This is a genomic window from Acinetobacter sp. YH01021 (assembly GCF_013420255.1).
GTDB lineage: Bacteria > Pseudomonadota > Gammaproteobacteria > Pseudomonadales > Moraxellaceae > Acinetobacter.
Window position 1 is genome coordinate 238,366 of sequence record NZ_VOYO01000003.1, and the last position, 25,880, is coordinate 264,245.

24 protein-coding genes are annotated in these 25,880 nt (G+C 45.0%); 8 read left to right on the forward strand and 16 right to left on the reverse strand.

Going from position 1 to position 25,880, the window contains the following annotated elements:
• Nucleotides 1-14: 14 nt before the first annotated feature.
• Complete coding sequence (locus tag FTT86_RS04410; protein ID WP_005263946.1) at nucleotides 15-1,439, forward strand: sigma-54 dependent transcriptional regulator; 1,425 nt, start codon at nucleotides 15-17, stop codon at nucleotides 1,437-1,439.
• Here the strand turns inward: FTT86_RS04410 and FTT86_RS04415 are convergent, their stop codons facing one another.
• The 4 genes from FTT86_RS04415 to lptF form a co-directional block, all read right to left on the reverse strand.
• A complete protein-coding gene (locus FTT86_RS04415; protein ID WP_005263947.1) occupies nucleotides 1,440-2,612 on the reverse strand; it encodes a S41 family peptidase in 1,173 nt (390 codons plus the stop codon). It lies immediately after the preceding gene.
• Nucleotides 2,613-2,642: 30 nt separating this feature from the next.
• Nucleotides 2,643-4,190, reverse strand: a complete 1,548-nt coding sequence (gpmI, locus tag FTT86_RS04420) for a 2,3-bisphosphoglycerate-independent phosphoglycerate mutase (protein ID WP_180180665.1) — start codon at nucleotides 4,188-4,190, stop codon at nucleotides 2,643-2,645.
• Nucleotides 4,191-4,314: 124 nt separating this feature from the next.
• A complete protein-coding gene (lptG, locus tag FTT86_RS04425; RefSeq protein WP_180180666.1) occupies nucleotides 4,315-5,385 on the reverse strand; it encodes an LPS export ABC transporter permease LptG in 1,071 nt (356 codons plus the stop codon).
• 2 nt (nucleotides 5,386-5,387) lie between these two features.
• Nucleotides 5,388-6,488, reverse strand: a complete 1,101-nt coding sequence (lptF, locus tag FTT86_RS04430; protein ID WP_004732503.1) for an LPS export ABC transporter permease LptF — start codon at nucleotides 6,486-6,488, stop codon at nucleotides 5,388-5,390.
• Between the two features lie 156 nt (nucleotides 6,489-6,644).
• On the opposite strand from lptF, the gene FTT86_RS04435 reads away from it, so the two are divergent.
• The 3 genes from FTT86_RS04435 to FTT86_RS04445 are packed head-to-tail and all read left to right on the forward strand — an operon-like array spanning nucleotide 6,645 to nucleotide 9,149.
• Complete coding sequence (locus FTT86_RS04435; RefSeq protein ID WP_180180667.1) at nucleotides 6,645-8,093, forward strand: leucyl aminopeptidase; 1,449 nt, start codon at nucleotides 6,645-6,647, stop codon at nucleotides 8,091-8,093.
• Nucleotides 8,086-8,493 carry a DNA polymerase III subunit chi gene (locus FTT86_RS04440; protein ID WP_180180668.1) on the forward strand — a complete coding sequence of 136 codons (408 nt, stop codon included), beginning with the start codon at nucleotides 8,086-8,088 and terminating at the stop codon, nucleotides 8,491-8,493. The genes FTT86_RS04435 and FTT86_RS04440 overlap by 8 nt, the downstream gene beginning before the upstream one ends.
• A gap of 26 nt (nucleotides 8,494-8,519) precedes the next feature.
• Nucleotides 8,520-9,149, forward strand: a complete 630-nt coding sequence (locus FTT86_RS04445; protein WP_004281050.1) for a hypothetical protein — start codon at nucleotides 8,520-8,522, stop codon at nucleotides 9,147-9,149.
• A gap of 61 nt (nucleotides 9,150-9,210) precedes the next feature.
• Here the strand turns inward: FTT86_RS04445 and FTT86_RS04450 are convergent, their stop codons facing one another.
• The 7 genes from FTT86_RS04450 to glnK form a co-directional block, all read right to left on the reverse strand.
• On the reverse strand, nucleotides 9,211-9,756 hold the full coding sequence (locus tag FTT86_RS04450) for a VTT domain-containing protein (protein ID WP_005248429.1): 546 nt from the start codon (nucleotides 9,754-9,756) through the stop codon (nucleotides 9,211-9,213).
• 109 nt (nucleotides 9,757-9,865) lie between these two features.
• A complete protein-coding gene (locus tag FTT86_RS04455; RefSeq protein WP_004732516.1) occupies nucleotides 9,866-10,525 on the reverse strand; it encodes a riboflavin synthase in 660 nt (219 codons plus the stop codon).
• Between the two features lie 22 nt (nucleotides 10,526-10,547).
• Nucleotides 10,548-11,840, reverse strand: coding sequence for a DNA adenine methylase (locus FTT86_RS04460; protein WP_004281046.1), 1,293 nt, complete (start codon nucleotides 11,838-11,840; stop codon nucleotides 10,548-10,550).
• Nucleotides 11,837-12,925 (reverse strand): bifunctional diaminohydroxyphosphoribosylaminopyrimidine deaminase/5-amino-6-(5-phosphoribosylamino)uracil reductase RibD, encoded by a 1,089-nt coding sequence (gene ribD / locus FTT86_RS04465; protein ID WP_180180669.1) that lies wholly within the window; start codon nucleotides 12,923-12,925, stop codon nucleotides 11,837-11,839. Before ribD ends, FTT86_RS04460 begins: the two co-directional genes overlap by 4 nt.
• A gap of 2 nt (nucleotides 12,926-12,927) precedes the next feature.
• Entirely contained in the window at nucleotides 12,928-13,392 is a 465-nt protein-coding gene (gene nrdR / locus FTT86_RS04470) for a transcriptional regulator NrdR (protein ID WP_004281044.1), read from the reverse strand.
• A 140-nt stretch (nucleotides 13,393-13,532) separates the two neighbouring features.
• On the reverse strand, nucleotides 13,533-14,945 hold the full coding sequence (locus FTT86_RS04475; protein WP_180180670.1) for an ammonium transporter: 1,413 nt from the start codon (nucleotides 14,943-14,945) through the stop codon (nucleotides 13,533-13,535).
• Between the two features lie 59 nt (nucleotides 14,946-15,004).
• On the reverse strand, nucleotides 15,005-15,343 hold the full coding sequence (glnK, locus tag FTT86_RS04480; protein WP_004281042.1) for a P-II family nitrogen regulator: 339 nt from the start codon (nucleotides 15,341-15,343) through the stop codon (nucleotides 15,005-15,007).
• Nucleotides 15,344-15,620: 277 nt separating this feature from the next.
• On the opposite strand from glnK, the gene FTT86_RS04485 reads away from it, so the two are divergent.
• Together FTT86_RS04485 and FTT86_RS04490 are read left to right on the forward strand one after the other, a co-directional pair.
• Nucleotides 15,621-15,848, forward strand: coding sequence for an accessory factor UbiK family protein (locus FTT86_RS04485; RefSeq protein WP_004732524.1), 228 nt, complete (start codon nucleotides 15,621-15,623; stop codon nucleotides 15,846-15,848).
• A gap of 66 nt (nucleotides 15,849-15,914) precedes the next feature.
• Nucleotides 15,915-17,405 carry a YifB family Mg chelatase-like AAA ATPase gene (locus tag FTT86_RS04490; RefSeq protein WP_004732527.1) on the forward strand — a complete coding sequence of 497 codons (1,491 nt, stop codon included), beginning with the start codon at nucleotides 15,915-15,917 and terminating at the stop codon, nucleotides 17,403-17,405.
• Nucleotides 17,406-17,452: 47 nt separating this feature from the next.
• Here the strand turns inward: FTT86_RS04490 and FTT86_RS04495 are convergent, their stop codons facing one another.
• Nucleotides 17,453-18,187, reverse strand: coding sequence for a TorF family putative porin (locus FTT86_RS04495; RefSeq protein WP_180037303.1), 735 nt, complete (start codon nucleotides 18,185-18,187; stop codon nucleotides 17,453-17,455).
• A 598-nt stretch (nucleotides 18,188-18,785) separates the two neighbouring features.
• Between FTT86_RS04495 and FTT86_RS04500 the strand changes: the two genes are divergently transcribed.
• Complete coding sequence (locus FTT86_RS04500; RefSeq protein WP_180180671.1) at nucleotides 18,786-20,120, forward strand: OprD family outer membrane porin; 1,335 nt, start codon at nucleotides 18,786-18,788, stop codon at nucleotides 20,118-20,120.
• A gap of 95 nt (nucleotides 20,121-20,215) precedes the next feature.
• Here the strand turns inward: FTT86_RS04500 and ppa are convergent, their stop codons facing one another.
• Together ppa and FTT86_RS04510 are read right to left on the reverse strand one after the other, a co-directional pair.
• Nucleotides 20,216-20,752, reverse strand: coding sequence for an inorganic diphosphatase (gene ppa / locus FTT86_RS04505; protein WP_004281037.1), 537 nt, complete (start codon nucleotides 20,750-20,752; stop codon nucleotides 20,216-20,218).
• Nucleotides 20,753-20,869: 117 nt separating this feature from the next.
• Complete coding sequence (locus FTT86_RS04510; protein ID WP_180180672.1) at nucleotides 20,870-21,268, reverse strand: MAPEG family protein; 399 nt, start codon at nucleotides 21,266-21,268, stop codon at nucleotides 20,870-20,872.
• A gap of 100 nt (nucleotides 21,269-21,368) precedes the next feature.
• Here FTT86_RS04510 and FTT86_RS04515 point away from each other — a divergent pair, with 100 nt between their 5' ends.
• The gene (locus FTT86_RS04515) at nucleotides 21,369-21,749 is read left to right on the forward strand and encodes a hypothetical protein (protein ID WP_180180673.1); all 381 of its coding nucleotides are present in this window, start codon (nucleotides 21,369-21,371) and stop codon (nucleotides 21,747-21,749) included.
• A gap of 51 nt (nucleotides 21,750-21,800) precedes the next feature.
• Here FTT86_RS04515 and FTT86_RS04520 read toward each other — a convergent pair whose 3' ends face one another.
• On the reverse strand, nucleotides 21,801-23,477 hold the full coding sequence (locus FTT86_RS04520) for a long-chain-fatty-acid--CoA ligase (RefSeq protein ID WP_004644897.1): 1,677 nt from the start codon (nucleotides 23,475-23,477) through the stop codon (nucleotides 21,801-21,803).
• 150 nt (nucleotides 23,478-23,627) lie between these two features.
• A complete protein-coding gene (gene parC, locus FTT86_RS04525) occupies nucleotides 23,628-25,847 on the reverse strand; it encodes a DNA topoisomerase IV subunit A (RefSeq protein ID WP_180180674.1) in 2,220 nt (739 codons plus the stop codon).
• Nucleotides 25,848-25,880 lie beyond the last annotated feature (33 nt).

Genomic DNA, 25,880 nt, shown 5'->3' on the forward strand with positions numbered 1-25,880 from the left:
AGGGGTCAAGGAAGATGAATGGGGAACAACAACCACTGGTGCTTTTGGTGGATGATGAGGAAGATTTGTGTACCCTCATGCAAATGTCATTGCTGCGCATGGGAATTCGTACGCACATTGCCCACCGTTTGGAAGATGCTAAAAAATGCCTTGCCAATCATCAATATGATGCCTGTCTGACTGACCTAAACCTGCCCGATGGCAATGGTTTGGAGTTACTGGACTGGATTGGCAGCCTCTATCCGGCACTTCCGGTCGCAGTTCTGACCGCCTATGGCAACATGGAAATCGCCATTGCTGCGCTCAAAGCCGGGGCCTTTGATTTTGTCAGCAAACCGATCAATCAGAAACATCTGGAACAACTCTTACAAAAAGCCCTGAATAAACCGGTGGATTATTCGCATAATAATCCAAATGAAGCGCTTGAACATAAAATGCTGATTGGACAATCCCTGCCGATCCAGCAACTACGTATTACCTTACAAAAAATTGCCCGATCCCAAGCACCGGTTTTTATCACGGGTGAATCGGGAACAGGTAAAGAAGTCGTGGCCAATCTGGTCCATCGCCTGAGTAACCGCAATGAAGGTCCTTTTATTGCGATTAACTGTGGCGCCATTCCGACTGAGTTGATGGAAAGTGAACTGTTTGGACATAAAAAAGGCAGCTTTACCGGCGCTGCTCAGGACAAACAGGGACTGATTCAATCTGCACATGGGGGCAGCCTGTTTCTGGATGAAATTGCAGAATTACCGCTTTCTATGCAGGTCAAATTGTTACGTGCCGTACAGGAAAAACGTATTCGTCCACTCGGTTCGGATACCGAAATTGATGTGGATTTCCGTGTGATCAGTGCCACGCATCAGGATCTGGAAGCCTTGGTGCAACAAGGCAAATTCCGTCAGGATTTATATTTCCGTATTCATGTAATGGATCTGACTTTACCGCCATTACGTGAACGCGGTCAGGATATTCTGCTATTGGCCGAACATTTCATTCAGAAGATTTGCCAGGAATGGGGCATTCCCAATAAAAAACTGACCGAACGTAGCAAAGAGTTCTTATTGGGACAATATTATCCAGGTAATGTGCGTGAATTGCGTAATATTATGGAACGCGCGATTACTTTAAGTGATGAAGAGCGGATTGATCTTCAGCATTTGCAGAGTGCACCGCTGCGTCAGGCGCTAAACAGCCCTCAGGAGATGAATACGCTCACCAGCGAGATCATTGCGACCGAAACCCTGATTGCACCTAAAAAGCTGCCTGAAGAGGGTCTAGAACTATATTTGGAAAAGGTCGAGAAAGAAATTTTACTGAATGCGCTGAATCTGACCCATTGGAACCGGACACTGGCCGCCAAAAAACTCGGCATGTCATTCCGTTCCCTGCGCTATCGTTTGAAAAAGTTCGGACTGGATACCGAAGAAGACGAATAATTATTTTTGCAGGAGCAGCAAGTCTGTGACATGTTCCAGATAACTCTCCTCACGCATTTCCTGCTTAAACGGATAGTTGAAATGCGGCTGTACGCCCCGCCCTTCAATCATCTGGCCACTCGGGCTAAAGTATTGCGATACTGTCATCTGTAGAGCCGAACCGTTGCTTAAAGGAAAGAGTTTCTGTACTACGCCTTTGCCATAGCTTTTTTCGCCTACGACCCAGGCACGGTTATGTTCTTTCAGGGCTGCTGTAAACACTTCTGCTGCAGAAGCCGAGCGGTTATTAATCAATACCCCAACTTTCAGATTCTGAAACTCAAAACTCGGCAAGGCCTGAAATTGCTGATTACCTTCAGCGCGGCTTTTGGTCGACACAATCACGCCCTGATTCAAAAATAAATCGGCAGATTCAACTGCAGCCGAGAGTAAGCCACCGGGATTATTGCGTAAATCAAATAGCACGGCTTTTAAGCGCTTGTCGGCATAGCTTTCGATTAGACGTTTGATTTCATTGGCAGTATCTTGCTGAAAAACCTTGACCTGTAAAACCAGAACCTGATTATTGTGCAGGCTCGATTTAATTTCAGTATCCAGTTTGGTATTGCGGACCAGACGAACGGCCGGACTTTGCGGGGAGAGCTGAATCATGAGCGTAGAGCCAACGGCTCCGCTCAATAACTGCCGGACTTGTTCCTGATTCAGGCTATTTAATACCTGATCGTCAATTTTATAAACCGTGACGCCATTTCGAAGTCCCTGCTTGGCTGAATCAGCATCGGAACTCAGTCCCTGAACTACCCATTGCTTCAACCGCGGGTCAAATTGCAGATCAAAATCAATGCTGGCCAGATCACCTTCGGTATATTCACGCAGTTGCTTATAATCTTCAGGCGACAAATAACGGGAATAGCGATCTAAGCCACTGACCAGACCCTGAATGGCCTGTTGAAACAAGGCATCGTCATTTTTATCTTGAATATAATTATCTTTTACGATGCCATAAATTTGTACGAATTCTTGAATGGATGCCACAGGAATTTCGGAATAGACCTGCCCATCCATTTCCATATCATCGAATGCCGGCTCATTTGAACCCGCACCCCAAGCTGAATGACTCAAACACATCAGTAAGCATGGTATTACAACAGACTTCCAGCGTGTTCTTGCCATTCTTTGACCTTTTTAGAATTTTATCGAAAATTATGCATCAAGCTGAATCAGGTTACGACCTTGCATTTCAGCAGGTACCGGAACTTGCATCAGACTTAATAAAGTCGGTGCTACATCTGCCAATACACCGCCTTCTGCGATCGTGGCCTGAGTTGGGCCGACATAAATAAACGGAACCAATTCAGTGGTATGCTGAGTATGTACCTGACCACTGTGATAGTCCTGCATCTGCTCTACGTTACCATGATCGGCAGTCACAATCATATGACCTTTTTGCGCCATTACCGCTTCATAAACCCGGCCCAAACAGGTATCAACCGCTTCAACAGCTTTCACCGCAGCATCGAATACACCCGTATGACCGACCATATCACCATTGGCAAAGTTCACCACCAGCAGGTCAAATTCACCTGAATTGATCGCAGCCACCAGCTCATCAGTCACTTCATAAGCACTCATTTCCGGTTTAAGGTCATAAGTGGCTACGTTTGGCGATGGAATCAGGATACGTTTTTCACCTGGGTATTCATCTTCACGGCCGCCGCTGAAGAAGAAAGTCACATGCGCATACTTTTCTGTTTCCGCAATGCGCAGCTGTGTTTTACCCAAATCAGATAAGTATTCACCAATCGAGTTTTTCAACGCTTCAGGCATATACGCTACAGGTGCATCAATCGTGGCTTGATAACGCGTCAGCATGACAAACTTCGCCAAATTCGGCACGACTTTACGTTCAAAACCTGCAAAGTCTTTTTCTACAAATGCGCGAGTCAATTCACGGGCACGATCGGCACGGAAGTTCATGAATACGACGCTGTCGCCATCCTGAATTTTCGCCAGATCGCCAATACGGGTCGCTTTAACAAACTCATCCGACTCATCGGCTGCGTAAGCCTGTTCCAAACCTTCAACTGCGCTGGCAGCTGTACGAACCGCTTCACCTTCAGTCAACAACCGATAGGCCTGTTCAACACGATCCCAACGGTTATCACGGTCCATGGCAAAATAACGGCCAATCACAGTCGCAATACGACCTTGACCTGGATATTGTGCGAATAAGGCATCAAGCTTTTCTAAAGAAGGCTGTGCGCTTTTAGGCGGTGTATCACGACCATCTAAAAATGCATGTAAATAGACTTTCACACCGCGTTTCAGGGCCAGTTCAGCCATCGCCACGATATGATCTTCATGTGAGTGCACACCGCCTTCAGACAAAAGACCAAGCAAATGTACTGCCCCACCTGAAGCTTTGGCTTTCTCCACCGCATCGACCAACACTTCATGTTCAAAGAAGTCGCCCGTACGAATGTCTTTGGTAATCCGGGTAAAGTCCTGATACAGCACACGACCTGCGCCGAGGTTCATATGTCCGACTTCAGAGTTACCCATCTGGCCATCTGGCAGGCCAACATCTTCACCTGAACCCGAGATCAAACCATGCGGATGCTTGTCCTGTATCGCAGTTAAATTTGGTCGTTTAGCTGCTAAAAACGCATTGTCTTCGACCGCTTCGCGATGACCCACACCATCCATAATCACCAAAACATGAGGGATTTTGCCAGCAGTTACATCCGTCATAATGAAATACTCTGTTCGTCTACGAATTAATCGCTCTATTTTAGCGAAGTTTATAAAAAGAGGCCATGACCCGTATATGGTTTAAGCCTCTCATGATGATTGATTTGTTCTATTTTCCTATGGTTTAGCGTGCCCGATGCAGCAAGTATACGCCGATACCGAACATGATCAGAATCGGAATAAACACGAACCAGGCCGGAGATGGTGCGTAAATCAAGCTGGCATAGCCGAGGAAGTCCTGCAGATAGAAAAAACCTAGGCCGGCAAATAAGGCAATCACCAGACGGAACCCCATGGATTGCTGACGTAATGGCCCGAAGATAAATGAACAGGCAATCACCACCAGTGCGATCAGGGCAAAAGGCGAACCGAGTTTTTGCCAGAAGGCTAACTGATAGGTTTTCGGCACTTGGCTGTATTCATGCATATAGCTCATGAAACTAACCAGTTGACTCGGCGATAAATCTTCAGGATCAATCGTCACCATATGCACATATTTGGGCTGTAATGCCAGCGCTAAAGGTTGCTGTTGCTGCTTGACCAGCGTGGCATTGCCATTTTGTAAAATATCGAACTGCTCTGTGTTGTCCAGCGTCCAGGAACCATCTTTGACGAATTGGCCCTGATCTGCGTGCAAGGTACCGCGCAAACGATAGTTCTGGTCAAAGTCCAGCATCTGCACATTTTTCAACTGACCTTGCGAGTTAGCATAATCGATATAAATAAAGCGCTGCCCTTCCCGAGTCCAGTAACCACGAACTTCACCGAGCTGAGCGGCTTTACTGGCACTTTTTACGCCTTTGGCCTGTTCATTGGTATAAGGAATGACCCACTCGCTCAGGGCAAATGACAACACCACCAACAACAGTGCTGAACGGATCACCCACCCGACAATACGCCATAAGCTCACGCCGACCGAACGCATCACAATCAGCTCACTATTCGAGGCTAATGTACCAAGACCTAAAACTGCACCAATCAGTGCAGAAATCGGCAGGATTTCATATAAATAATTTGGTGCGCCCCAAAGCACATATTTCAAGGCATCCCAGGCACCATAACCATCTTTGAGCGAACCAAGCTCACCCAGATAAGTAAATAATACCTGTAAACCCGCCAATACCGCGGTTGCACCCAGCATCGCCAGCGCAGTGGTTTGGGTCACATGTTTTGCAACTATACGACGTGCCAACATTGTTAAGACCTCACTCGCTGAATCTGTTTCTTGATTTTCGGGCCTAATTTCTGTTTACGCGAGAACAAGGCACCCGCAATTGCATAGGCAATCAGAATCAATGGATAGGCCCAAATGCCCATTTCTTCTTTACTGATCCGCGTCTTCACTGCCATCAGGGCCACAATCAGACTGGCAAAAATCATGAGGGCAGGAAATAACTTGAGATATCGACCCTGTCGTGGACTCACTTCAGACAAGGCCACAGCCAGAATCAGGGCAATCAGAATCGCAAAAGGAACAAACACCCGCCAGCCCAACTCACTGGCCACCACAGGATCCTGACGGTTCTGCCACAATTGCGAGGTCGGTAAGGCCTCAACTTCAGTACTGGCAAATTGCGCTTCTTCATCGCTTTCTAAGCGCAGACGATAGCTTTCAAATTCAGCTTGAGTATATTGCGGTGTACCCGGATAGATCTCATAACGGCGTCCATTAACCAGATCGACCACATTGGCAGCATCATTCGGTACTTCAATTCGGGTGGCTTCCTGCGCCAGAATCATCACATCCGGTTTGCCTTCTTTTTCCGCACGCTGATAAAAGAAAATATCTTTTAAATTTTTACGGTCTTCTGACAGGTCACCGGCATAAATGGTATAGGGCCCAGAGGAGATAAATTCTTTCGGTCGCACCAGGTCAAAGCCGGTACGTACCGCCTGACTGGTGGTCAGGGCTTCAAACTGGCGAATGCCCCACGGCGCAGCCCACAGCATCAATCCGGCCTGAGCAATCAAAAACATCAGGGTCATCGGCACCAGTAGACGCGCCAATTGATGCCGACTGACGCCACTGCCATTCATCACGGCCATTTCATGGTCGACATATAAACGGCCAAACACCAGCATCAGTCCAATAAAGAAACCGAGCGGAAGAATCAGGGTCAAGAATTCAGGCAAACGGTAGCCAATAATGCTAAATAAAATGCCTGCATCCAGACGGCCTTGCGCCGCGACACCAAAATACTTGATCAGTCGACCGCCCATCATGATCAAGGTCAATAAGGCAATCACCACCAAGGATGTCGAGACAACTTGCTTGACCAGATAACGCCGAATAATCAAATTAATTCTTCCAAAATAAGGTCCATAAAACGAGTGCTAGTTTACCCGAATAGCAAAAATATAAAACCTAGGCCGCCCTGCCCATTGAAAATCTATTCGGATAAATGTTTCAATGACTGAATGATTTACCCATCTAGACAGGCGTGAAAACAGAATATGAAACTTACAATTAATACGTCATTCCCAGAGAATGGATCAAGTCAATCTTTGTTGATTTTAGTTGACTCAGAACAACTTCAGAATACAACCGCAACCTATCAAATCAATAATTTAGACACATTAATTGAAGCCTCTCAATTCAAGGCAGCGTTGGCGGAAAGCCTGAGCCTGATTGGTCAGGTGAGCCAGTCCAGCCATGCAGCACTAATTGGTTTAGGCAAGGTCGCTGAACTGCAACCGGCAAAACTTGCAAAAATCGCGCAAACTATTATTCAAGTCACTCAAAAAAAATTCAAACAGATTTCTGTAGATCTGACACAACTTCCACAAGAATTCCATTATCTGTTTGCGCTCTTCCTGACTCAGGCCAGCTATGGTTATGATGAATATAAATCCAAGAAGAATGAATTTGTGCTCGAGCAGATCGACCTGATTGCCACCCATAGCGTCTTAACTACCGAGCAGTTGCAACTGGTACAAGCGGTGCAAAGCGGACAAAACCTGGCACGTGATCTAGGTAACCGCCCAGGCAATATCTGTTTCCCTGAATATCTTGCAGAACAGGCAGTGGCTTTGGCGGCCGAATATCCGGAGCTGCTTAAAGTCACTGTGCTAGATGAACAGCAGATGGCAGATTTAGGCATGGGTACCTTCCTTGCGGTAAGTAAAGGTTCAGAGCGTCCTGGTCGGATTATCAGCATGGAATATCAGTCAGAGCGTAGCGAAGCACCGGTAGTCTTGGTGGGTAAAGGCATTACGTTTGATACCGGCGGTATTTCCCTTAAACCAGGCGCAGGCATGGACGAAATGAAATATGACATGTGCGGCGCAGCCTCTGTACTCGGTACAATGCGTGCATTGTGCGAAGCCCGTTTACCTCTACATGTGGTGGGAACCATCGCTGCAGCAGAAAACATGCCTTCAGGCAAAGCCACCCGTCCTGGCGATATCGTAACGACCATGAGCGGTCAGACGGTTGAAATCCTGAATACTGATGCCGAAGGTCGTCTGGTGCTATGTGATACCTTGACCTATGTAAAACGTTTTAACCCTGCTTTGGTGATTGATATCGCAACCTTAACTGGTGCCTGTGTGGTCGCTTTAGGTTCGGTGCTAACTGGTCTGTTCACACCAGATGATAAACTGGCAGCAGAACTAGAAGCTGCCGGCCAGCATTCATTTGACCGGGTATGGCGTATGCCAGTACTGGATGACTATCAGGAACAGCTCGACTCGCCATTTGCGGACATTGGCAATATCGGTGGTCCAAAAGCCGGTTCTGTGACTGCAGCCTGCTTCCTGCAACGTTTTACCCGTGAATATCGCTGGGCACATCTCGATGTTGCAGGCACAGCGTGGAACTCAGGTACCAATAAAGGCGCAACGGGCCGTCCAGTCCCATTATTAATGCAATTCCTGGCGAATCGCGTTCAAAGCAATGGCTAAAGTCAGCTTTTATTTATTTGAAAAAAGCCCTGAACGACAAGTGGACAGCACTTGTCGTTTATGCCGTAAGATTCTGCGTCAGCCGGCGCGGATCTGGTTATTATGTGCCGATGCAGCATTGCAACAGCAGCTAGATGAACGTTTGTGGAGTTTTGACCCCAGCAGCTTTATTCCACATGGTATTGACCAGCCTGAGTCAACAGTCTGTATTTCGGCAACACTGCCGGAACAGTCCGACTGGATTATTTTCAATTTTAATCCGGAAGCACTTGAACCTTACGCAAAATTTAGTCACATTATTGAGATCATTGAAAACCATGAAACGGCTAAACAGCTGGGACGTGAAAAATTCAAGCAATATCGTCGTTTAGGTATTGAGCCGGACACCCATAAGCTTTAACCGATATCATCCACAAGGAGAGGCACGTGGCATTAAATGTAGGTCCCGATTTTAAACAGCGCTGGTTAAATGTGCCGGAAGCTGTACGTCAGACCTTTATCGATGACCTCTCTCGGATCTGCGATATTTTAAAGCCAGAAACGTCTTTGGAAGAATGGCAGAGTCGCGACCAGCGCTTACAGCAAGAATCTGAACGCAAGATTGAAGCTGCCTATGCACAGCGCAAGGCCGAATTAATTGAAGAAGCCCGTATTCGCAAACAGCTCGCGCTTGAAAAAGCCTTGGCCGAGAAACGTGCTGAAGAACAGGCCTATCAAGAACAGCTACGTCATGAGGAACAGCGTAAATTTAGCGAACAGAGTCAGGTGCTTGCTGAAATAAATACGCATCTAGAGGCTGAAGTGCAGCACTATGTCGCACGTTATGCAAAAAATCCTGAAACGACTTTTGATTTTGCCAAAGGTCGCATCCAGATTGAGGACCAGTCCATTTTATCCGAATTAGAAAGTGTGCGTTTACGTCTGGAACTTGAGGCAGAAACCGTGATTGAACAGACCGTGAATGCACTTCGTGAAAAAATGCGTGCGGCGGCCAAAGAAGAAATCGAGTATATGCTGAAAAATTCAGAATTTTCTGACCAGCCACGCAATATTTAAATGATCCTTTCAGATTAAAAAAGCCCGAAAATTCGGGCTTTTTTGTCTTCTATGTTGCGTCTTAGAAAAAATCTGCCAGCATAAAGGCAGCATTTCCAAGCAGATAGCCAATGCTTAATAAAGTGCCAATCCAGAGGATGCCACCCGCAATATTATAAAAGCTGAATGTGGCAAAGCTCATATGCGCTGAGCCGGCGGCAAAAGGGCCAAATGAGCGGACAAAGGGAATAAAACGTGCAATTAAAATGGTTTTACCGCCATGTTTCATAAAATAGTGATTGGTTTTCACCATATATTCCGGCTTGAAATAACGTGAATGTTGATTGAAATATTTTAAACCGAGAACTTTTCCGGTGTAATAATTCACGCTATAGCCCAACACCGAGGCAGTGAATAACAACAGCCCCATCGAATGCAGGGTCACCAGATCGCTGCTGGCGCACAAAGCTCCCACAGCCAGCAATAGACTGTCGCCGGGCAGGAAAAAGAAAAACACTGAACCGGTTTCTGCAAAAATCACCAGAAACAGGATTGCATAAATCCATACCCCATATTGATCGAGCAATAGCGGCAATGACTGTTCCAAGTTAAGTAAAAAATCGAGCATTCGACCCGTCCACCAAGGCAATATTTGCAAGTTGAACTGCTGATTATCCCGAAAAATAAAAAAACAGTCTAATTTTTCAATCAGACTGTTCAGTAAATCAACATTTCTCTTATTTTAAGAAACCATTTTCAGCCAGGAAATCCATGCTGATTTTTGATTGTTCAGTGGTTTCAGCGGCTTTATCACCGAGCAATAAACGCTCGATATAACGTGCCAATACATCCACTTCCAGATTGACCTTGCTACCGACTTTCCAGGTACCGATATTGGTCCGTTCAGCGGTATGCGGAATCAGGTTCAGACTGATCACACTGCCACGCAAATGATTAATCGTCAGGCTAATACCATCAACTGTAACCGAGCCTTTTTCTGCCAGGTATTTGGCAATTTCAGCAGGCGCAGTCACTTCATAATAAATCGAGCGGGCATCTTCACGAACCAGCGTGATCTCGCCGACTGCATCGACATGACCTGACACAATATGACCGCCAAAACGCGTAGTCGGCAACATGGCTTTTTCAACATTGACAGGTTGACCGGCTTTCCAGGTGCCGAGCGTGGTCCGGTTCAGACTTTCACGGGAAACATCAGCCGCATACCAGTTCTCGCCCCAGTCGATCACGGTCAGGCAGATACCATTGGTCGCGATAGAATCACCTAGATGTACATCAGACATGTCCAGATCGGTCTGGATGCGTAAACGTACATCGCCGCCAACGCTTTGCAGACTTTCGACTTTGCCGAGGCTTTCGATAATACCTGTAAACATTTTTATTTCCTTTTCAATTCTTTTACCAGAGGGCCAACTGGGTACTAACGCCGGTCGTATCCACACCACCCAATTCTGCATAATGATGCAGCTGGCTGAGTAATTGACGGATCGGTGGACCTGACTTGGCGTGGGTATCGGTAATCACAATAAATTCCAGCACGCGGGCACGTTCAGACTGGCGCTGTTTGCTAACACGATAACGCGGCACATCCTGGGTTAGCAAGGTCACCCGGCCACGTTTCAGATTGGCCTGTAACAAATCGGTAGCGCTGATATTACCGTCAGTTGAATAACTGGTCAGAATGAAACGTGCATTGATGGTGGCCAACAGGCTCTCGTAAGCTTCTTTGGCATATTTAGAGGAATTGTACTGGCTCGGACGCTCTTTGCGCCATGCCCGGTCAATCCCGCTCTTAAAGCCCTTGGTATCCGGAGTCGGTAAATCGGCCTGATCCCATAAGGTCAGCGCATTCAGCACATGATAATTACTGCTATAAGCATGCTGATTATACGGTGGATCCAGATAAGCTACATCTACTTCAAAGCCGCTCATCTGGTTGGCCAGATGCTGGGCATCGACACACCACATTTCTGCGGCCATTCCCTTTTTCTGATCCGACTCGCAAAAACGGCTTGGAGTCAGCCACAGCAATGATTCAATCCGTTCCAGCGCAGTTTGGGTTTTCCCGCCCCAGCCATGATGAAAGCTTTTGAAAACGCCTGAAGTATTGCTGACAAAACTGGCGGAATACAGCAAGGGTGCCAGCAAGGCAGACATTTCCACATCATCAATTGCACCTTGTGCCTGCCAGGCTGCAATCTGCTGACGGATGGCATCAATACGCATGCCGTTACGACGTTTAAAGAACAAACGATCACGGGCTGGATCATAAATTTCATCATTACGCGGACACAGGTTATGCGTCACCCAGCCTTTAACTTCCGGCAGACGGTTCAGATAATCAATCGCTTTCTGATAGCCACCGAGTTCTTTAAATGCCGGTGCTTCAGTACAGGCCAGTACCGCATGATTCAGCGCGTGGCTATACGGCTCCCAGTCATTGGCAATCACACGATAGCCATTCTGACGGGCCAAGCGCGAGACCACGCCTGAACCTGCAAAAAAGTCAGCAAAAATCGGCGCACGACCATCGCTACGTTTCAGGGTTCCTGTACTTTCCAACGCTTCCAGAATTAAATGCAGTAAACGGCGTTTGTTACCTAGATAAGGAACCAGCTGATGGAAAAGATATTCATCGGTGGTACGTGCCGCATGGCGACGTTTATGATAAACCGTAGACTCTGAACTCATAGTGTCTCTTGAAAAGGAATTAGCCTGAAGCGCACGTCATCACCTAAGCGAGTTACATCGCGCAGCTTAAATCGGAGTTGTTCGGCCATATGGCTAAACTCTGCATTAAACATGGTACGCGCAGACTGACCCAATAGGGTCGGTGCAACGTAACTGATCAGTTCATCAACCAATTTTTGTTGTAAAAATGCCGTAGATAAGGTCGCCCCTGCTTCCACCAGGACATCATAAATCTGATGCTGCTGAACCAGTTGCTTTAATAATTCTGCTAAAGGCTGTACCGGCAAGTGTAGCACACCCAGGTCTGCAAGCTCTTGACGAAATGGCCCCATGACCATCACTGTTTCAGGTTGCACTAAAATTTTTGCGTTGAGTGGTAAACGCCCCTGACGGTCCAGAATAATCCGTTTCGGTTGCACCACAGTCTTGATATCTTCAAGGCCATCCAGTTGACGCACATTCAGTTCACAGTCATCCGCAAGAACCGTATCAATTCCGGTGATCACTGCGCCTGAAATCGCACGCCAATGCTGTACATCCTGACGCGCTTCCACACCGGTAATCCATTTCGATTCACCCGATGCCATTGCGGTACGGCCATCCAGGCTTGAGGCAATTTTTAAACGCACATAAGGCATGCCAGTCGCCATGGCTTTCAGGAAACCTTGATTCAGCTCATGCGCTTCATCTTCACAGATGCCAACGTCTACCTCAATGCCCGCATCTTTCAGGATCTGTACGCCCTTTCCGGCCACTAGCGGATTGGGATCAGGACAGGCCACGACAACTTTAGCCACACCTGCTTCCACCAGACCTTTGGCACAAGGCGGCGTACGGCCATAATGCGCACAAGGTTCTAAAGTCACATAAGCGGTTGCACCACGTGCCTGTTCACCGGCCTGACGCAACGCAAACACTTCAGCATGTGGCTGGCCGGCTTGAGGATGAAAACCTTCTCCAACAATCACACCATCTTTAACAATGACGCAGCCGACATTCGGATTCGGTTTGGTGGAATATTGCCCTTGACGAGCCAATTCAATGGCCCGGCGCATCCAGACTTGATCTTGATTCAGTTCAACCATGCTTATTCTTGTAATTCTCGTTGTTGCATCTGTTCAATCTGATGACGAAAAGCTTCAACATCCTGAAAATCCTGATAGACCGAAGCAAAACGCACATAGGCAACATGATCCAGAGCAAATAAAGACTGCATCACGATTTCACCGATGGTACGTGATTTCACATCACGCTCACCCAGACGGCGAATCTGTAGCTGAATATCGCTCAGCACTGTTTCAATCTGCTCCTGGGTCACCGGGCGTTTTTGCAAGGCATGCATCAGGGAACGACGTAGTTTGGCTTCATCGAAAGGTTCATTTTTGCCATCCGACTTGATGACGCGCGGCATCACCACTTCATAGCTTTCAAAGGTAGTGAAGCGTTCATTACAACTGACACATTCACGGCGACGACGAATCTGACAGCCTTCAGCTGCCAGGCGTGAATCAATCACTTTACTGTCTGCAGTATTGCAAAATGGGCAATGCATAGCGGTTTAATTGAACAAATCCAGATGGATTCCGAGTGTAGCAAAAATTACAAACTTTGTAGAGTTTTACGCAACATATAGAAAAAAAACAGCCCATTCGGGCTGTTTTACACTATATATTGATTATGGTGTATTTATTATTATTCGACACGTTCGCCATGTTGGCTTAAATCCAGACCCATACGCTCATCATCAGATGCCACACGGATTCCAATGATCAAGTCGATGACTTTCAGGATAATGAAGGTCATGATCGCAGAGTAAGCAATTGTCGCCAGTACACCTTCCACTTGCACCCAAAGCTGATGCATGACATTGGCAGGGGCATTGTCACCCATGATGAATTCGCTAGCAAAGAACGCGGTTAAAATCGCACCGACAATACCACCTACACCATGCAAGCCAAAAGCATCTAAAGAATCATCGGCTTTCAATACGCGTTTCAGTGCTGTAATCCCCCAGAAACACACCACACCACCGATCAGACCCATCGCCAATGCACCGCCTACAGTCACAAAACCTGCAGCTGGAGTAATGACCACCAGACCAGCAACTGCACCCGATACGCCGCCCAGTACAGAAGCTTTACCACGTGCCAGTTTTTCAGTGATTAACCAAGAAATGGCTGCTGCTGCCGCTGCGACTTGAGTCACGATCAAAGCATAGCCTGCAGAACCGTTGGCACCTAATGCAGAACCACCGTTGAAACCGAACCAGCCTACCCAGAGTAAAGATGCACCAATTACAGTAAGGGTCAGGTTATGTGGTGCCATAGATTCACGACCCAATCCCATACGTTTGCCCAGCATATACGCTGCTACCAGACCAGCAACACCCGAGTTGATATGTACAACCGTACCACCGGCAAAATCAAGCGCACCATCGTTAGCTAACCAGCCGCCACCCCATACCCAGTGGGTAATTGGTGCATAGACAATCACCACCCAAAGGGCGATGAAAGCAACGAAAGCACCAAATTTCATACGTTCTGCAATCGAACCGCTGATGATGGCAACCGTAATAATAGCAAAGGTCATTTGGAAAATCACAAACAGGATTTCAGGAATCGTGCCTGAAAGCGCCTCTGTGGTAATACCGGCCAGCATGAACTTGTCCAGGCCACCTATAAAGGCATTGCCTTCACCGAAAGCGAGGGTATAACCAATAATCACCCAGGCAATACTCACCACCGCCGCAGCAATAAAGCTATGTGCCATCGTCGCCAGAACGTTTTTCTTACGGACCATACCGCCATAAAATAGCGCCAAGCCAGGAATGGTCATGAGTAAAACTAGAGCGGTAGAGGTTAAAACCCAAGCGGTATCGCCGGTATCTAGCGTTGGTTCTTCTTCTGCAGGTGCTGCAGCTTCAACTGGCGCGGCTTCAGCAATTGCTGCTGTAGTGTCTGTTGTTGTATTTGTTGTATCGCCTGCTTCTTCAACAAGCACAATTTCTTCTGTCGGTGTTGTTGCTGTTGCAGCTTCTTCAGCCCATGCAACAGAACCACCAAAAAGAGCGCCGGCCATGCCGAACGCAAGTAGCATTTTTTTCATTCGTATCCCCCAACCAAGTTTTTGTGAGTTATTAGGTACTCAGCAAACTTCGTGCCAAGTTAGACAGCGTCTGCACCTGTTTCACCTGTACGAATACGGATGACTTGTTCTAAGTTAGTCACGAAAATTTTTCCGTCACCGATTTTTCCAGTGCTCGCCACACGAGTAATAGATTCAATCACCGCGTCTACCATTTCATCGCTAATCGCGATTTCAATTTTGACTTTCGGCAAGAAATCTACAACGTATTCAGCACCACGATAGAGTTCAGTGTGGCCTTTTTGACGACCAAAGCCTTTCACTTCAGTTACAGTGATGCCTTGAACACCAATTTCAGACAATGCTTCGCGAACATCATCTAATTTAAAAGGTTTTACAATTGCAGTTACGAGCTTCATGTTTGTTTTCCTTCGGCTTATTTCACCAGTAAGGTTTTACGTTCAAATTTCATGCCAAGATTCCTAAGGTCGGGGGAAATTAGAAAGCCCGGCATGTGGTTTATTTATACCTTATTTTATACGGATAAAGACTTTGAATCTTCAAAAAATAGACATTTTTTATGTGGATTTTTACAATATCTTTAATCGAATAAGTCTATATTTTGTCTGAAATACTATAGTCTGCATTTTAGCAATGCTAAACTGTCGGTTCCTTTCTACGGCGATGGATCAGACAATGATTGAAACTTTATTACAAGCAATTTTGCAGCAAGTCGAACAACCTAAGAAAGATTTGGAACATAATATCCGTGCCTTGTTAAATGAAGCTGTGGCGAAAATGGATTTGGTGTCTAAAGAAGAAATAGAACGTCAGCGTACTGCCCTAAATAATGCCAATCATCGCCTGAATGATTTGCTCAAACAGGTGGAAGCATTAGAAGAGAGAATTTCGAACAAAAAATAAGCACAACTACAGTGCATAAAAGACACCAGAACTATAAAAATAACGCACCAAATTGGAACAATAATAATGTCTTTTGCCAAAATTTATACGCGAGGCTTGCTGGGCCTGCATGCGCCTTTAATTGAAGTCGAAGTTCATGTCAGTTCGGGTATGCCTTCGCTCACTATAGTGGGGCTTCCCGAAGCGGCGGTACGTGAAAGTAAAGACCGGGTCCGTTCTGCCATTTTGAATAGCGGCTTTCAATTTCCAACCAAACGTCTGACCATTAATCTGGCCCCTGCAGATCTGCCAAAAGATGGCTCACGTCTGGACTTACCGATTGCTTTAGGTATTTTAGTGGCCTCTGGGCAGCTGCCTGAAAATTGCACCGAGCATCTTGAATTTATTGGAGAATTGGCCCTCGATGGTCAATTACGTCCTGTCAGCGGCACCTTAAGTATTGCCATTGCCTGTCAAAGTGACCAGCATCAACTGATTTTGCCTGGCCCCAATGCACAGGAAGCCTGTCAGCTCCCAGACTTTAAAGTCTTTGCAGCCAATCATTTAAAAGAAGTGTGTGAACATCTTTCCCAAGCGCAGCGCTTACCGCAAATAGAAGCCAGTCCACTCAATACAGACCATTTTTATAAGTTTGATCTGGCGGATGTAAAAGGACAATTACGACCACGGCGTGGCTTGGAAATTGCTGCGGCAGGTGGTCATTCCCTGCTGTTTCGAGGCCCACCCGGAACAGGCAAGACCTTGCTGGCTTCTCGATTGGCCAGTATTTTGCCGCCCTTAAAGACGCAGGAAAATCTGGAAGTGGCCAGTATTTATTCGGTGGCGAATGCCAATCACCCTTTTGGACAACGGCCGTTTCGAGCACCACACCATACTGCTTCTGCGGTGGCATTGGTCGGTGGCGGCTCACACCCCAAGCCAGGAGAAATTACCCTGGCACATTTAGGGGTTTTATTTCTGGACGAACTGCCTGAATTCGACCGCAAAGTGCTGGAGGTTCTACGTCAGCCTTTGGAAGCCAAGGAAATCGTCATTTCCCGGGCATCACGCCAAATTACCTTTCCGGCTAATTTCCAGTTGGTGGCTGCCATGAATCCATGTCCATGTGGGTATGCATTCAATCAAGATATCCGCTGCCAATGTTCACCCGAAAGTATTAAACGCTATCAGAACCGGATTTCAGGCCCGTTGCTGGATCGGATTGATTTGCATATTGATGTACCGCCATTACAAGCGCATGAATTACAGGACAATCGACCTACAGAAAACTCAGAAACGGTTAGACAACGCGTCATTGCAGCCTATGAAATTCAGATGCAACGGCAAAATACCTTGAATATGAGTTTGAGTCCAAAGCAGTTAGAGCAATATGCCGCATTAGATCAGTCTGCTCAGAATATGCTTGAAATGGCTCAGCAAAAACTGAATTTATCAGCGCGCGGCTATCATCGGGTCTTGCGTGTTGCACGCACCATTGCCGATTTAAATCAAAGTCCAGATATTCAAAGTCAGCATCTTTCGGAGGCCCTGTCTTATCGCGGGCAGCAGCAGATTTAGATCATTAAAAAAAGGCGACCTAAGGTCGCCTTTTTATCTAAAGAGGATTAGAAGCTATAACCCAGTCCAAATACGACTTTATTCTTTTGTTTTTCATCAAAACGATCATAACCACCCAAGATATAATTCATGCTTGCAGTTACACCTGTGTCACCAAGTGGCTTGCTTAAACCGATGTCAAAATGACGGAAACCAAAACTTTCTGTAGTTCCTTCAATAAAGTCACCTGATTTTTCATAAGCGTATAAGCCTAAAGCTGTATCCAAGCTGAAATCTTGTGGTAAAGCATAGCTATAAGTAGCTTTTAAATAGGTATCACCTGCATTGCCCCAAGTAGTATCTTCAAGAAGAGTTTGTGCTGTAACGCCCAAATCTTTATAGCTCATACCCAGTAACAGCTCAAATCCATCAGAATTGACATCAGATTCATAATAATAATAGTAGGTCGTACCGATCGTTAAACCTAAGTCATCATTGACTGCATGGCTATAGCCAGCATAGAAGTTATTTTCGAAAGCATCACGTCCTTCTTCAGACAAAGTGTAATCTAGCGTAGATCCCCACCAACCTGCATAGAAGCCAGACGCATGGTTATAATCAAGTCCACCTTGTAAGGTAGCGCCGCTATTTTCAGGAATGTTAGTAATACCACGCAAGTTATAGCTCGAAAGTACGCTGATATTTCCAGATACCGTATGTTCAGCAACAGGTTCTTCAGCAAAAGTAAAAGAAGATACAGCGCCCAATAAAGCAAGAGATAATACTTTTAATGTTAATTTCATTGTGTGGCTCCCCCCAGATCGTCTGAGACGTTTTTATGATCATTGATTAAACTCAAGCTCAAAATTTGCAAGAGCTATGCCAATCTGGCTAAAAGGAACCAAAATAATAAATCTAAAAAGAGAAATAAAATTTAAATCATTGTTTTTAAATTAAAATTTAAATTATGAAAAATTGAATTATCTAGGCTTTCCCTTAAATAAATGTATTTAAGGGTATTTCTTCACTTTTTTAATACTTATACATAATCATTTACGATTTGCCCCATTTTGATTCTATTTTTGTAATGATTAAAATTTGTGCTAAAAAGTAGTGCGTAATTTTTGATCATATTTTTCGCACGTTTCAAAATAAACAAGCTAATCACATTCATTTCACCACTTCAGAAATATCATTTATACCTTCCAATAAAATTATGTTTTTACTCAATTTTTACCGATAGGTTAGAAATTAACCACCTTGAATACTTGCTATTGTTTAATTTGAGTTAAAAAAATCTAAACTTTAGTGGAATATATCCAATAAAAAATGACATTTTTTCAGCAATTCTTATACAATTCCTAAAAAATTCCGATCAATTTGTATAAGGCTCTCTTCCCAATGCAAAATTCAAAAAAATTAACATTAGCAGTTTTGATTCAGGCTGCTTTGGTTTCTACCGCTTTCGCTAGCGAGCAAAGCGAGTCTAAAGGTTTTGTAGAAGATGCTGAAGGTTCTGTACTTTTCCGTACCGGCTATTTGCACCGTGACAAGAAAAATAACGTACCAGATACGAGCTCATTTGCACAAACTGCGATTGTTAAACTAGACTCTGGCTTTACTCAAGGTACTGTAGGCTTTGGTGCTGGTATTATTGGTGATGCTTCATTTAAATTGGGTGAAAATGGTCATACTGGCAATGATATGATCCCAGTCCACCCTCAAAATAATGCTGATGGTACTAAAGATGCTTATGACCACTGGGCTCGTGGCGGTGCATATGTGAAAGCTCGTGTATCAAATACGACTGCGACTTACGGTACTCAGGTTTTAGACTTACCTGTACTTGCAAGCAATACTGCGCGTTTAGTGCCTGAATACTATACTGGCGTATTGGTTCAAAGTAATGAAATCGAAAACTTAAGCCTCGTTGCTGGTAAATTTACTGAAAACCAGCGTTCAAGCCAGATCAAATCTGATGGTAATGAATTGGATCGCGCAATAGTTTGGGGTGCAAAATACAAATTTAATGATGCAGTGAATGCTTCTTACTATGGTACAGACATTAAAGACCGCCTAGAGCGTCATTATGTTAATGCAAACTATAGTTATGCATTGGCGAATGGTAGTACTTTAACTCATGACTTTAGTGGCTATCATACTGATTGGGATAAAAAGTCAGATGGTGGTGCATACACTTATTCGCATACCACAAATGATCTAAATAAGTTAAGCAACAATATTTGGGCAATTTCTACGACCTATAATAAAGGCCCACACAATGTCATGCTAGCTTACCAACAAAATACAGGTAATACAGGTTATGACTATGGTTTAGGTCAAGGTGTAGGTGATGGTCATCAAACCATTTATATGCCGAACTCATACCTGTCTGACTTCATTGGTAATGATGAAAAATCAGCACAGCTTCAATACACTTACGATTTCAGTGCAATGAATGTTCCTGGCCTATCTTGGACTTCTGCATTTGTATATGGTTGGGATATTGATGTTGCTAATCAAAATGATCGCTCTCAATTAATCACTGGTGATGCTCAAGAACGTGAATTCTTTAATCAGGTAAAATATACAGTTCAATCTGGTTTTGCTAAAGATAGCAGCTTACGTGTACGTCACTCATACTACCGTGCGAGTGATGAATACCAATACGGAAACTACATTGGTGACACTAATGAATGGCGTATCTGGTTAGACATTCCTGTGAAATTATTCTAATTCACACGAATTTCAAGCCATAAAAAAACCTGCACAATGTGCAGGTTTTTTTATTCCAGGCTTTAAAAAGTTAAAACCTGGACGACAAAAAGCAATTATTTATTTGCTTCTGCATAAGCAGCAATTGAGTCCAGTACTTCTTGTTTCGCAACATCAGCACCTTCCCAACCACTTAACTTAACCCATTTTCCTGGCTCTAAATCTTTGTAGTGCTGAAAGAAATGTTCGATCTGGCTGATCAACAATGGAGGAAGATCAGTATATTCCTGAACATCTTTGTAGATTGGGGTCAGTTTGTCATGTGGAACTGCAACCAGTTTCGCATCAACACCACCGTCATCTTCCATGTTCAATTTACCGACAGGACGACAACGAATGACTGAACCTGGCTCTACTGGATGAGGCGTTACAACCAGTACGTCTAATGGGTCACCATCAAGCGATAGTGTGTTTGGTACATAACCGTAGTTTGCTGGGTAGAACATTGCTGTACCCATGAAACGGTCTACAAATAACGCATCAGAATCTTTATCGATTTCGTATTTGATTGGTGCTGCATTTGCAGGAATTTCGATGATCACATAGATATCGTTTGGCGCATCTTTACCCGCTGGGATATTGCTGTAGCTCATAGCATCACTCTTTAACAAGTTATATCTTTTAAAAAACCGCGACAATTATAACGGTTTTTAAAGATTTTTTTGGATTTTAAAATATCGAACTGTAAATATGTCCGCAGACCTGATGACTTAAACCAACTTGATGATCAGCAGCAATAAGGTCACAGGACATAACATCGAGAGCAACCATACAATGGAGCGTAAAGTCGCCCAGTTGGCCAAATAGCAGATTCCGTACAACACACGAAAAACCAGATAAGCCACACCAAACGTCATCACTACATTTTGCGGCACCACCATATATTCTGCCATTAAAATGGCAGCAATAAAGAGTGGCAAACTTTCAAAGCTATTCTGTTGGGCAGCATTGGCACGACTGGCCAAGCCTGAAGACTTTTCTAAAAATGCCCGTGGGTTCTGATTGTCTTTGCTGCTGAAGCCTGCTGATTTTTTTGCAATCAATGTAAACACATAAGGCATAAGACAAGCGGCCAAAATGAGATAAATAACCCCACTAATGCTGTGCATCTGTTTTTTCTCATGAAAATTTTATCTCTATCATAGCATGGCATTTCGTGAATAAATTTTGTTAAATAGAGTGCTTTTTATTACTTGTTAAGGATTCACTATGGTCGCGCCTGATCAAAATGAAATGTTCGATGTCCTCGAGAAACAACGCCAGCATCAATGTCAAGTGGATCGCGTATTAAAAATTGTCCTGCCGATTGTGGCATTTCTGATGGCCGTCATTTGTGCCAATATGAATATCTGGTCGCCAATCTTTACCTTTGCCATTTTATGGATTGCCTTTTATTTCGTAGGTATCAAGCGTATGCCTCTCTGGCACTGGCTGGTCGCGATTCTGGTGTATTGCTTGATCGACAACATTCTAAGTTATGGCAGCTTTAATCAAACCGGATTTACCCGCCAGTTCGGTACCATGTTTATTTTCTTGGGAGTAGTCGGCGTAGGTCGTCCTTATTTTGATCGCTGGTTAATGAAAAAATAAAAAGTCCAAATCAAAAAAAGCGCCTGATGGCGCTTTTTTTTCTTACAGGTATTAGGCTGTTTTACGTAAATCTTTACGCAGGATTTTACCTACGTTTGATTTTGGCAATTCATCCATAAACTCGACATAACGTGGACGTTTATAACCGGTCAGGTTTTCTTTAGCGAATGCTAAAACTTCTTCTGTGGTTAAAGACGGATCTTTTTTCACAACAAACAGTTTTGGCACTTCACCTGATTTTTCATCTGGCACACCAATCGCAGCCACTTCCAGTACCTTTGGATGAGTTGCTACAACCTCTTCAATCTCAGATGGATAGACGTTAAAACCAGACACTAGAATCATGTCTTTCTTACGATCTACAATTTTCACATAACCACGTGAATCCATAACACCGATATCACCGGTACGGAAGAAGCCATTCACCATGACCTTTTCAGTTTCATCTGGACGGTTCCAGTAGCCTTTCATGACCTGAGGACCACGGATTGAAATTTCACCTTGCTCACCCAGTGGAACTTCATTGCCTTCATCATCCAGAATAGCCACTTCAGTCAATGGCAATGGAATGCCAATAGTGCCACTGAATTCTTCAGACGCAGGTGGGTTTGCTGTTGCCACCGGAGAAGTTTCAGACAAGCCATAACCTTCAACGATATTGGTTCCGGTAACTTTCTTCCATGCTGCTGCGGTAGAAGGAAGTACGGCCATACCGCCGCCCATCGCCATTTTCAGTTTGCTATGATCAAGTTGCTTGAACTCTTCATTGTTTACCAGCGCATTGAACAGCGTGTTCACTGCCGGGAAGAAAGTCGGTTGGTATTTGCGTAGTTCTTTCATCACCGCAGGTAAATCACGCGGGTTTGGAATCAGAACGTTCGCCTGACCTTTGTACATACCGTAAAGTGCGCATACCATGAATGCAAAGATATGATAAAGCGGCAAGGCACAGAAAATACGGTCATCTGGTTGGCCATCTTGCGCACCAAATTTACTCTGGAAGATACCGTCACACTGCAACATGTTCGCAACCAGGTTACGATGTGTCAGTTCAGCGCCTTTAGATACACCCGTCGTACCACCTGTGTACTGAAGAACTGCTGTATCACTAAGGGTCAATTCAGGGCGTTTATAGTTACTTGGGTTAACTTTAGATAACGCCGCATTAAATCTCACATGGCCTGGAATATCCCAAGCTGGAATTTGCTTGCGTACAGAACGCAATACAAAGTTCACCAGTGTTCCTTTCAAGGCACCCAGCATGTCACCGACAGAAGCGACCACGACATGCTTCACTGGTGTTTTACCAATAATCGCTTGATAAACAGAAGCAAAGTTCTCAATAATCACCAGCACTTCAGCACCAGAATCATTTAATTGATGCTCAAGTTCACGTGATGTATACAGTGGATTCACGTTAACCAATACCAAACCTGCGCGGAACACCCCAAGTGCCACAACCGGATACTGAAGAACGTTTGGCATCATCACTGCCACACGTGAGCCTTTTGCCAACCCCAAGCTTTGTAGATAAGTTGCAAACTTACGGCTCGCCTCTTCCAATTCATTGAAAGTCATGGCCTTATCCATAAAGATAAAGGCATCACGCGAGCCGAATTTTTGGAAATTACGCTCAAAAATATCTACTAGAGAAGTATTTTCTGCTGGTAATTCTACTGTTTCTGGAATCCCTGTTTTTTGGTATTCAGCAAACCAAATTTTTTCCATAATGGCCATCTCTCCAATCATAATCCTTAGTATTTCAACTGTTTTTTTCAATATCACACGCCATTTTTAGACTTGTATATGTGCGATATTGCATCCATCTTGTTGAATCGTTGTTCATATATAACGTATTTCCCAGGATGGATGCTAGTCTTATCTTTGAATCAACAGTTTATTTGCTTTTTGATATCCGCGTGGTAAAAGCTGTCCTTTTGCACCGCGCTTACCGATATATTTGCGCAAATCATCCCCTTTTAATTTTAACTGCTGTTGTCCTGCAAGCACTTGAATTATTTCATCAAGCTTCAATATTGTCATGGACAAAATTTGATCACTATCTTCAAGTTGTATCAATTTATTTCCTTTACCTTTGTTCAATACAGGTAATTCTGCTAAATCGACAATCAACAGGCGTCCTGCTGAACTGAGCAGTGCAACATGCGTGGCATCATCGAGTGGCTGCAGGTTCATGACCTCTGCCCCTTCAGATAAATTCAGGAAAGCTTTCCCCGCTTTGGCACTGGTATCCAGCTGCTTGGCCTGGGTTTTAAAACCATAACCTTTATTACTTGCCGCTAGAATTTCAGTTTCATCCTCTGCCACCAGAACCTGTTTAAAACCCACCCCACTGCCAGGAGACAGTTTTGAACTGAGCGGCTCACCGAGACCACGTGCGGATGGCAATGTGTTGATGGCCAAGGCATAGCTACGGCCAGTGTCATCTAATACATAAACGCGTTGATTGGATTTGCCCTGTGCATGACTCAAGTACTGATCACCGGCACGGAAATTCAGATTTTCTGCATCGACTTCATGACCTTTGGCACAGCGAATCCAGCCAGCTTCTGATAACACCACCGTTACCGGATCGGCCGGCAACATTTCAGTTTCATTAATTGCAGCAGCTTCGGCACGTTGTACGATTGGCGAACGGCGATCATCACCAAATTTCTTGGCATCGTCTTTCAGTTCAGAAATGATCAGGCTTTTTAAAGATTCTGGATTGGCCAGTTGTTCACGAATTACTGCCGCTTTTGCTTCCAGTTCTTCCTGCTCACGGCGCATTTCCATTTCTTCAAGCTTGGCTAAATGACGCAATTTTAGTTCTAGAATCGCTTCGGCCTGAATCTCGTCAATATTAAAACGCTGCATCAGTACCGGCTTTGGCTGATCTTCTTCACGAATAATCTGAATCACTTCATCAATATTCAGATAAGCAATGATCAGACCACCGAGAATATGCAAGCGTTTTTCGATCTTGTTCAGATGATATTGCAGACGGCGCGTTACCGTGGTTTTACGGATCTCAATCCATTCCAGCAAAATACGACGAATCGATTTCACCTGTGGACGACCATCCGCACCAATCATGTTCATGTTGACGCGGTAGCTGGATTCCAGATCAGTCGTAGCAAATAAGTGACTCATCACCGATTCGGCATCAATACGATTCGAACGCAGAACAATCACTAAACGGGTTGGATTGGCATGATCCGATTCATCCCGTACATCGCTGACCAGTGGCAGTTTTTTGGCCTGCATCTGATCGGCAATCTGGGTGATGATTTTGGAACCTGACACCTGATAAGGCAGTTCGGTGATGATAATTTCGTTTTTATCGACGCTATAAACCGCACGCATGCGGTAGCTGCCACGACCTGTGGTTTGAATTTTTAACAGTTCAGCAGGCGGGGTGATAATTTCGGCTTTGGTCGGCAAATCTGGCGCAGGAATATATTCTGCGATTTTTTCATCGGTCAGGTTCGGATTACGAATCAGCGCAATCGTACCTTTGACCACTTCACGCAGGTTATGTGGTGGAATGTCAGTGGCCATACCGACTGCAATGCCAGTGGTACCATTCAGCAAAATATTCGGTACACGGGCCGGCAAGTTCACCGGTTCTTTCATCGAACCATCAAAGTTGTCCTGCCATTCACAGGTGCCCTGACCCAGCTCAGACAGTAATAGTTCACTGTACTGGGAAAGCTTGGCTTCAGTATAACGCATCGCTGCGAAAGACTTTGGATCATCGGGTGAACCCCAGTTGCCCTGTCCCTCAATAAACGGGTAACGATAACTAAAGGGCTGTGCCATCAGCACCATGGCTTCATAACAGGCCAAGTCACCATGCGGATGGTATTTACCCAATACGTCACCAACAGTACGTGCCGATTTCTTCGGTTTGCTGGTCCATTTCAGGCCCAGCTCACTCATGGCATAGACAATCCGGCGCTGTACCGGTTTCAGGCCATCGCTAATATGAGGGAGTGCCCGATCCATAATCACGTACATGGCGTAATTCAGATAAGCTTGTTCGGTAAATTCTGCTACGGAGCGGTTTTCTGTCGCATGATGCGCAAGGCTTGTCATAACAACCTATAGTCCTAAATAATTCGTTTTTGT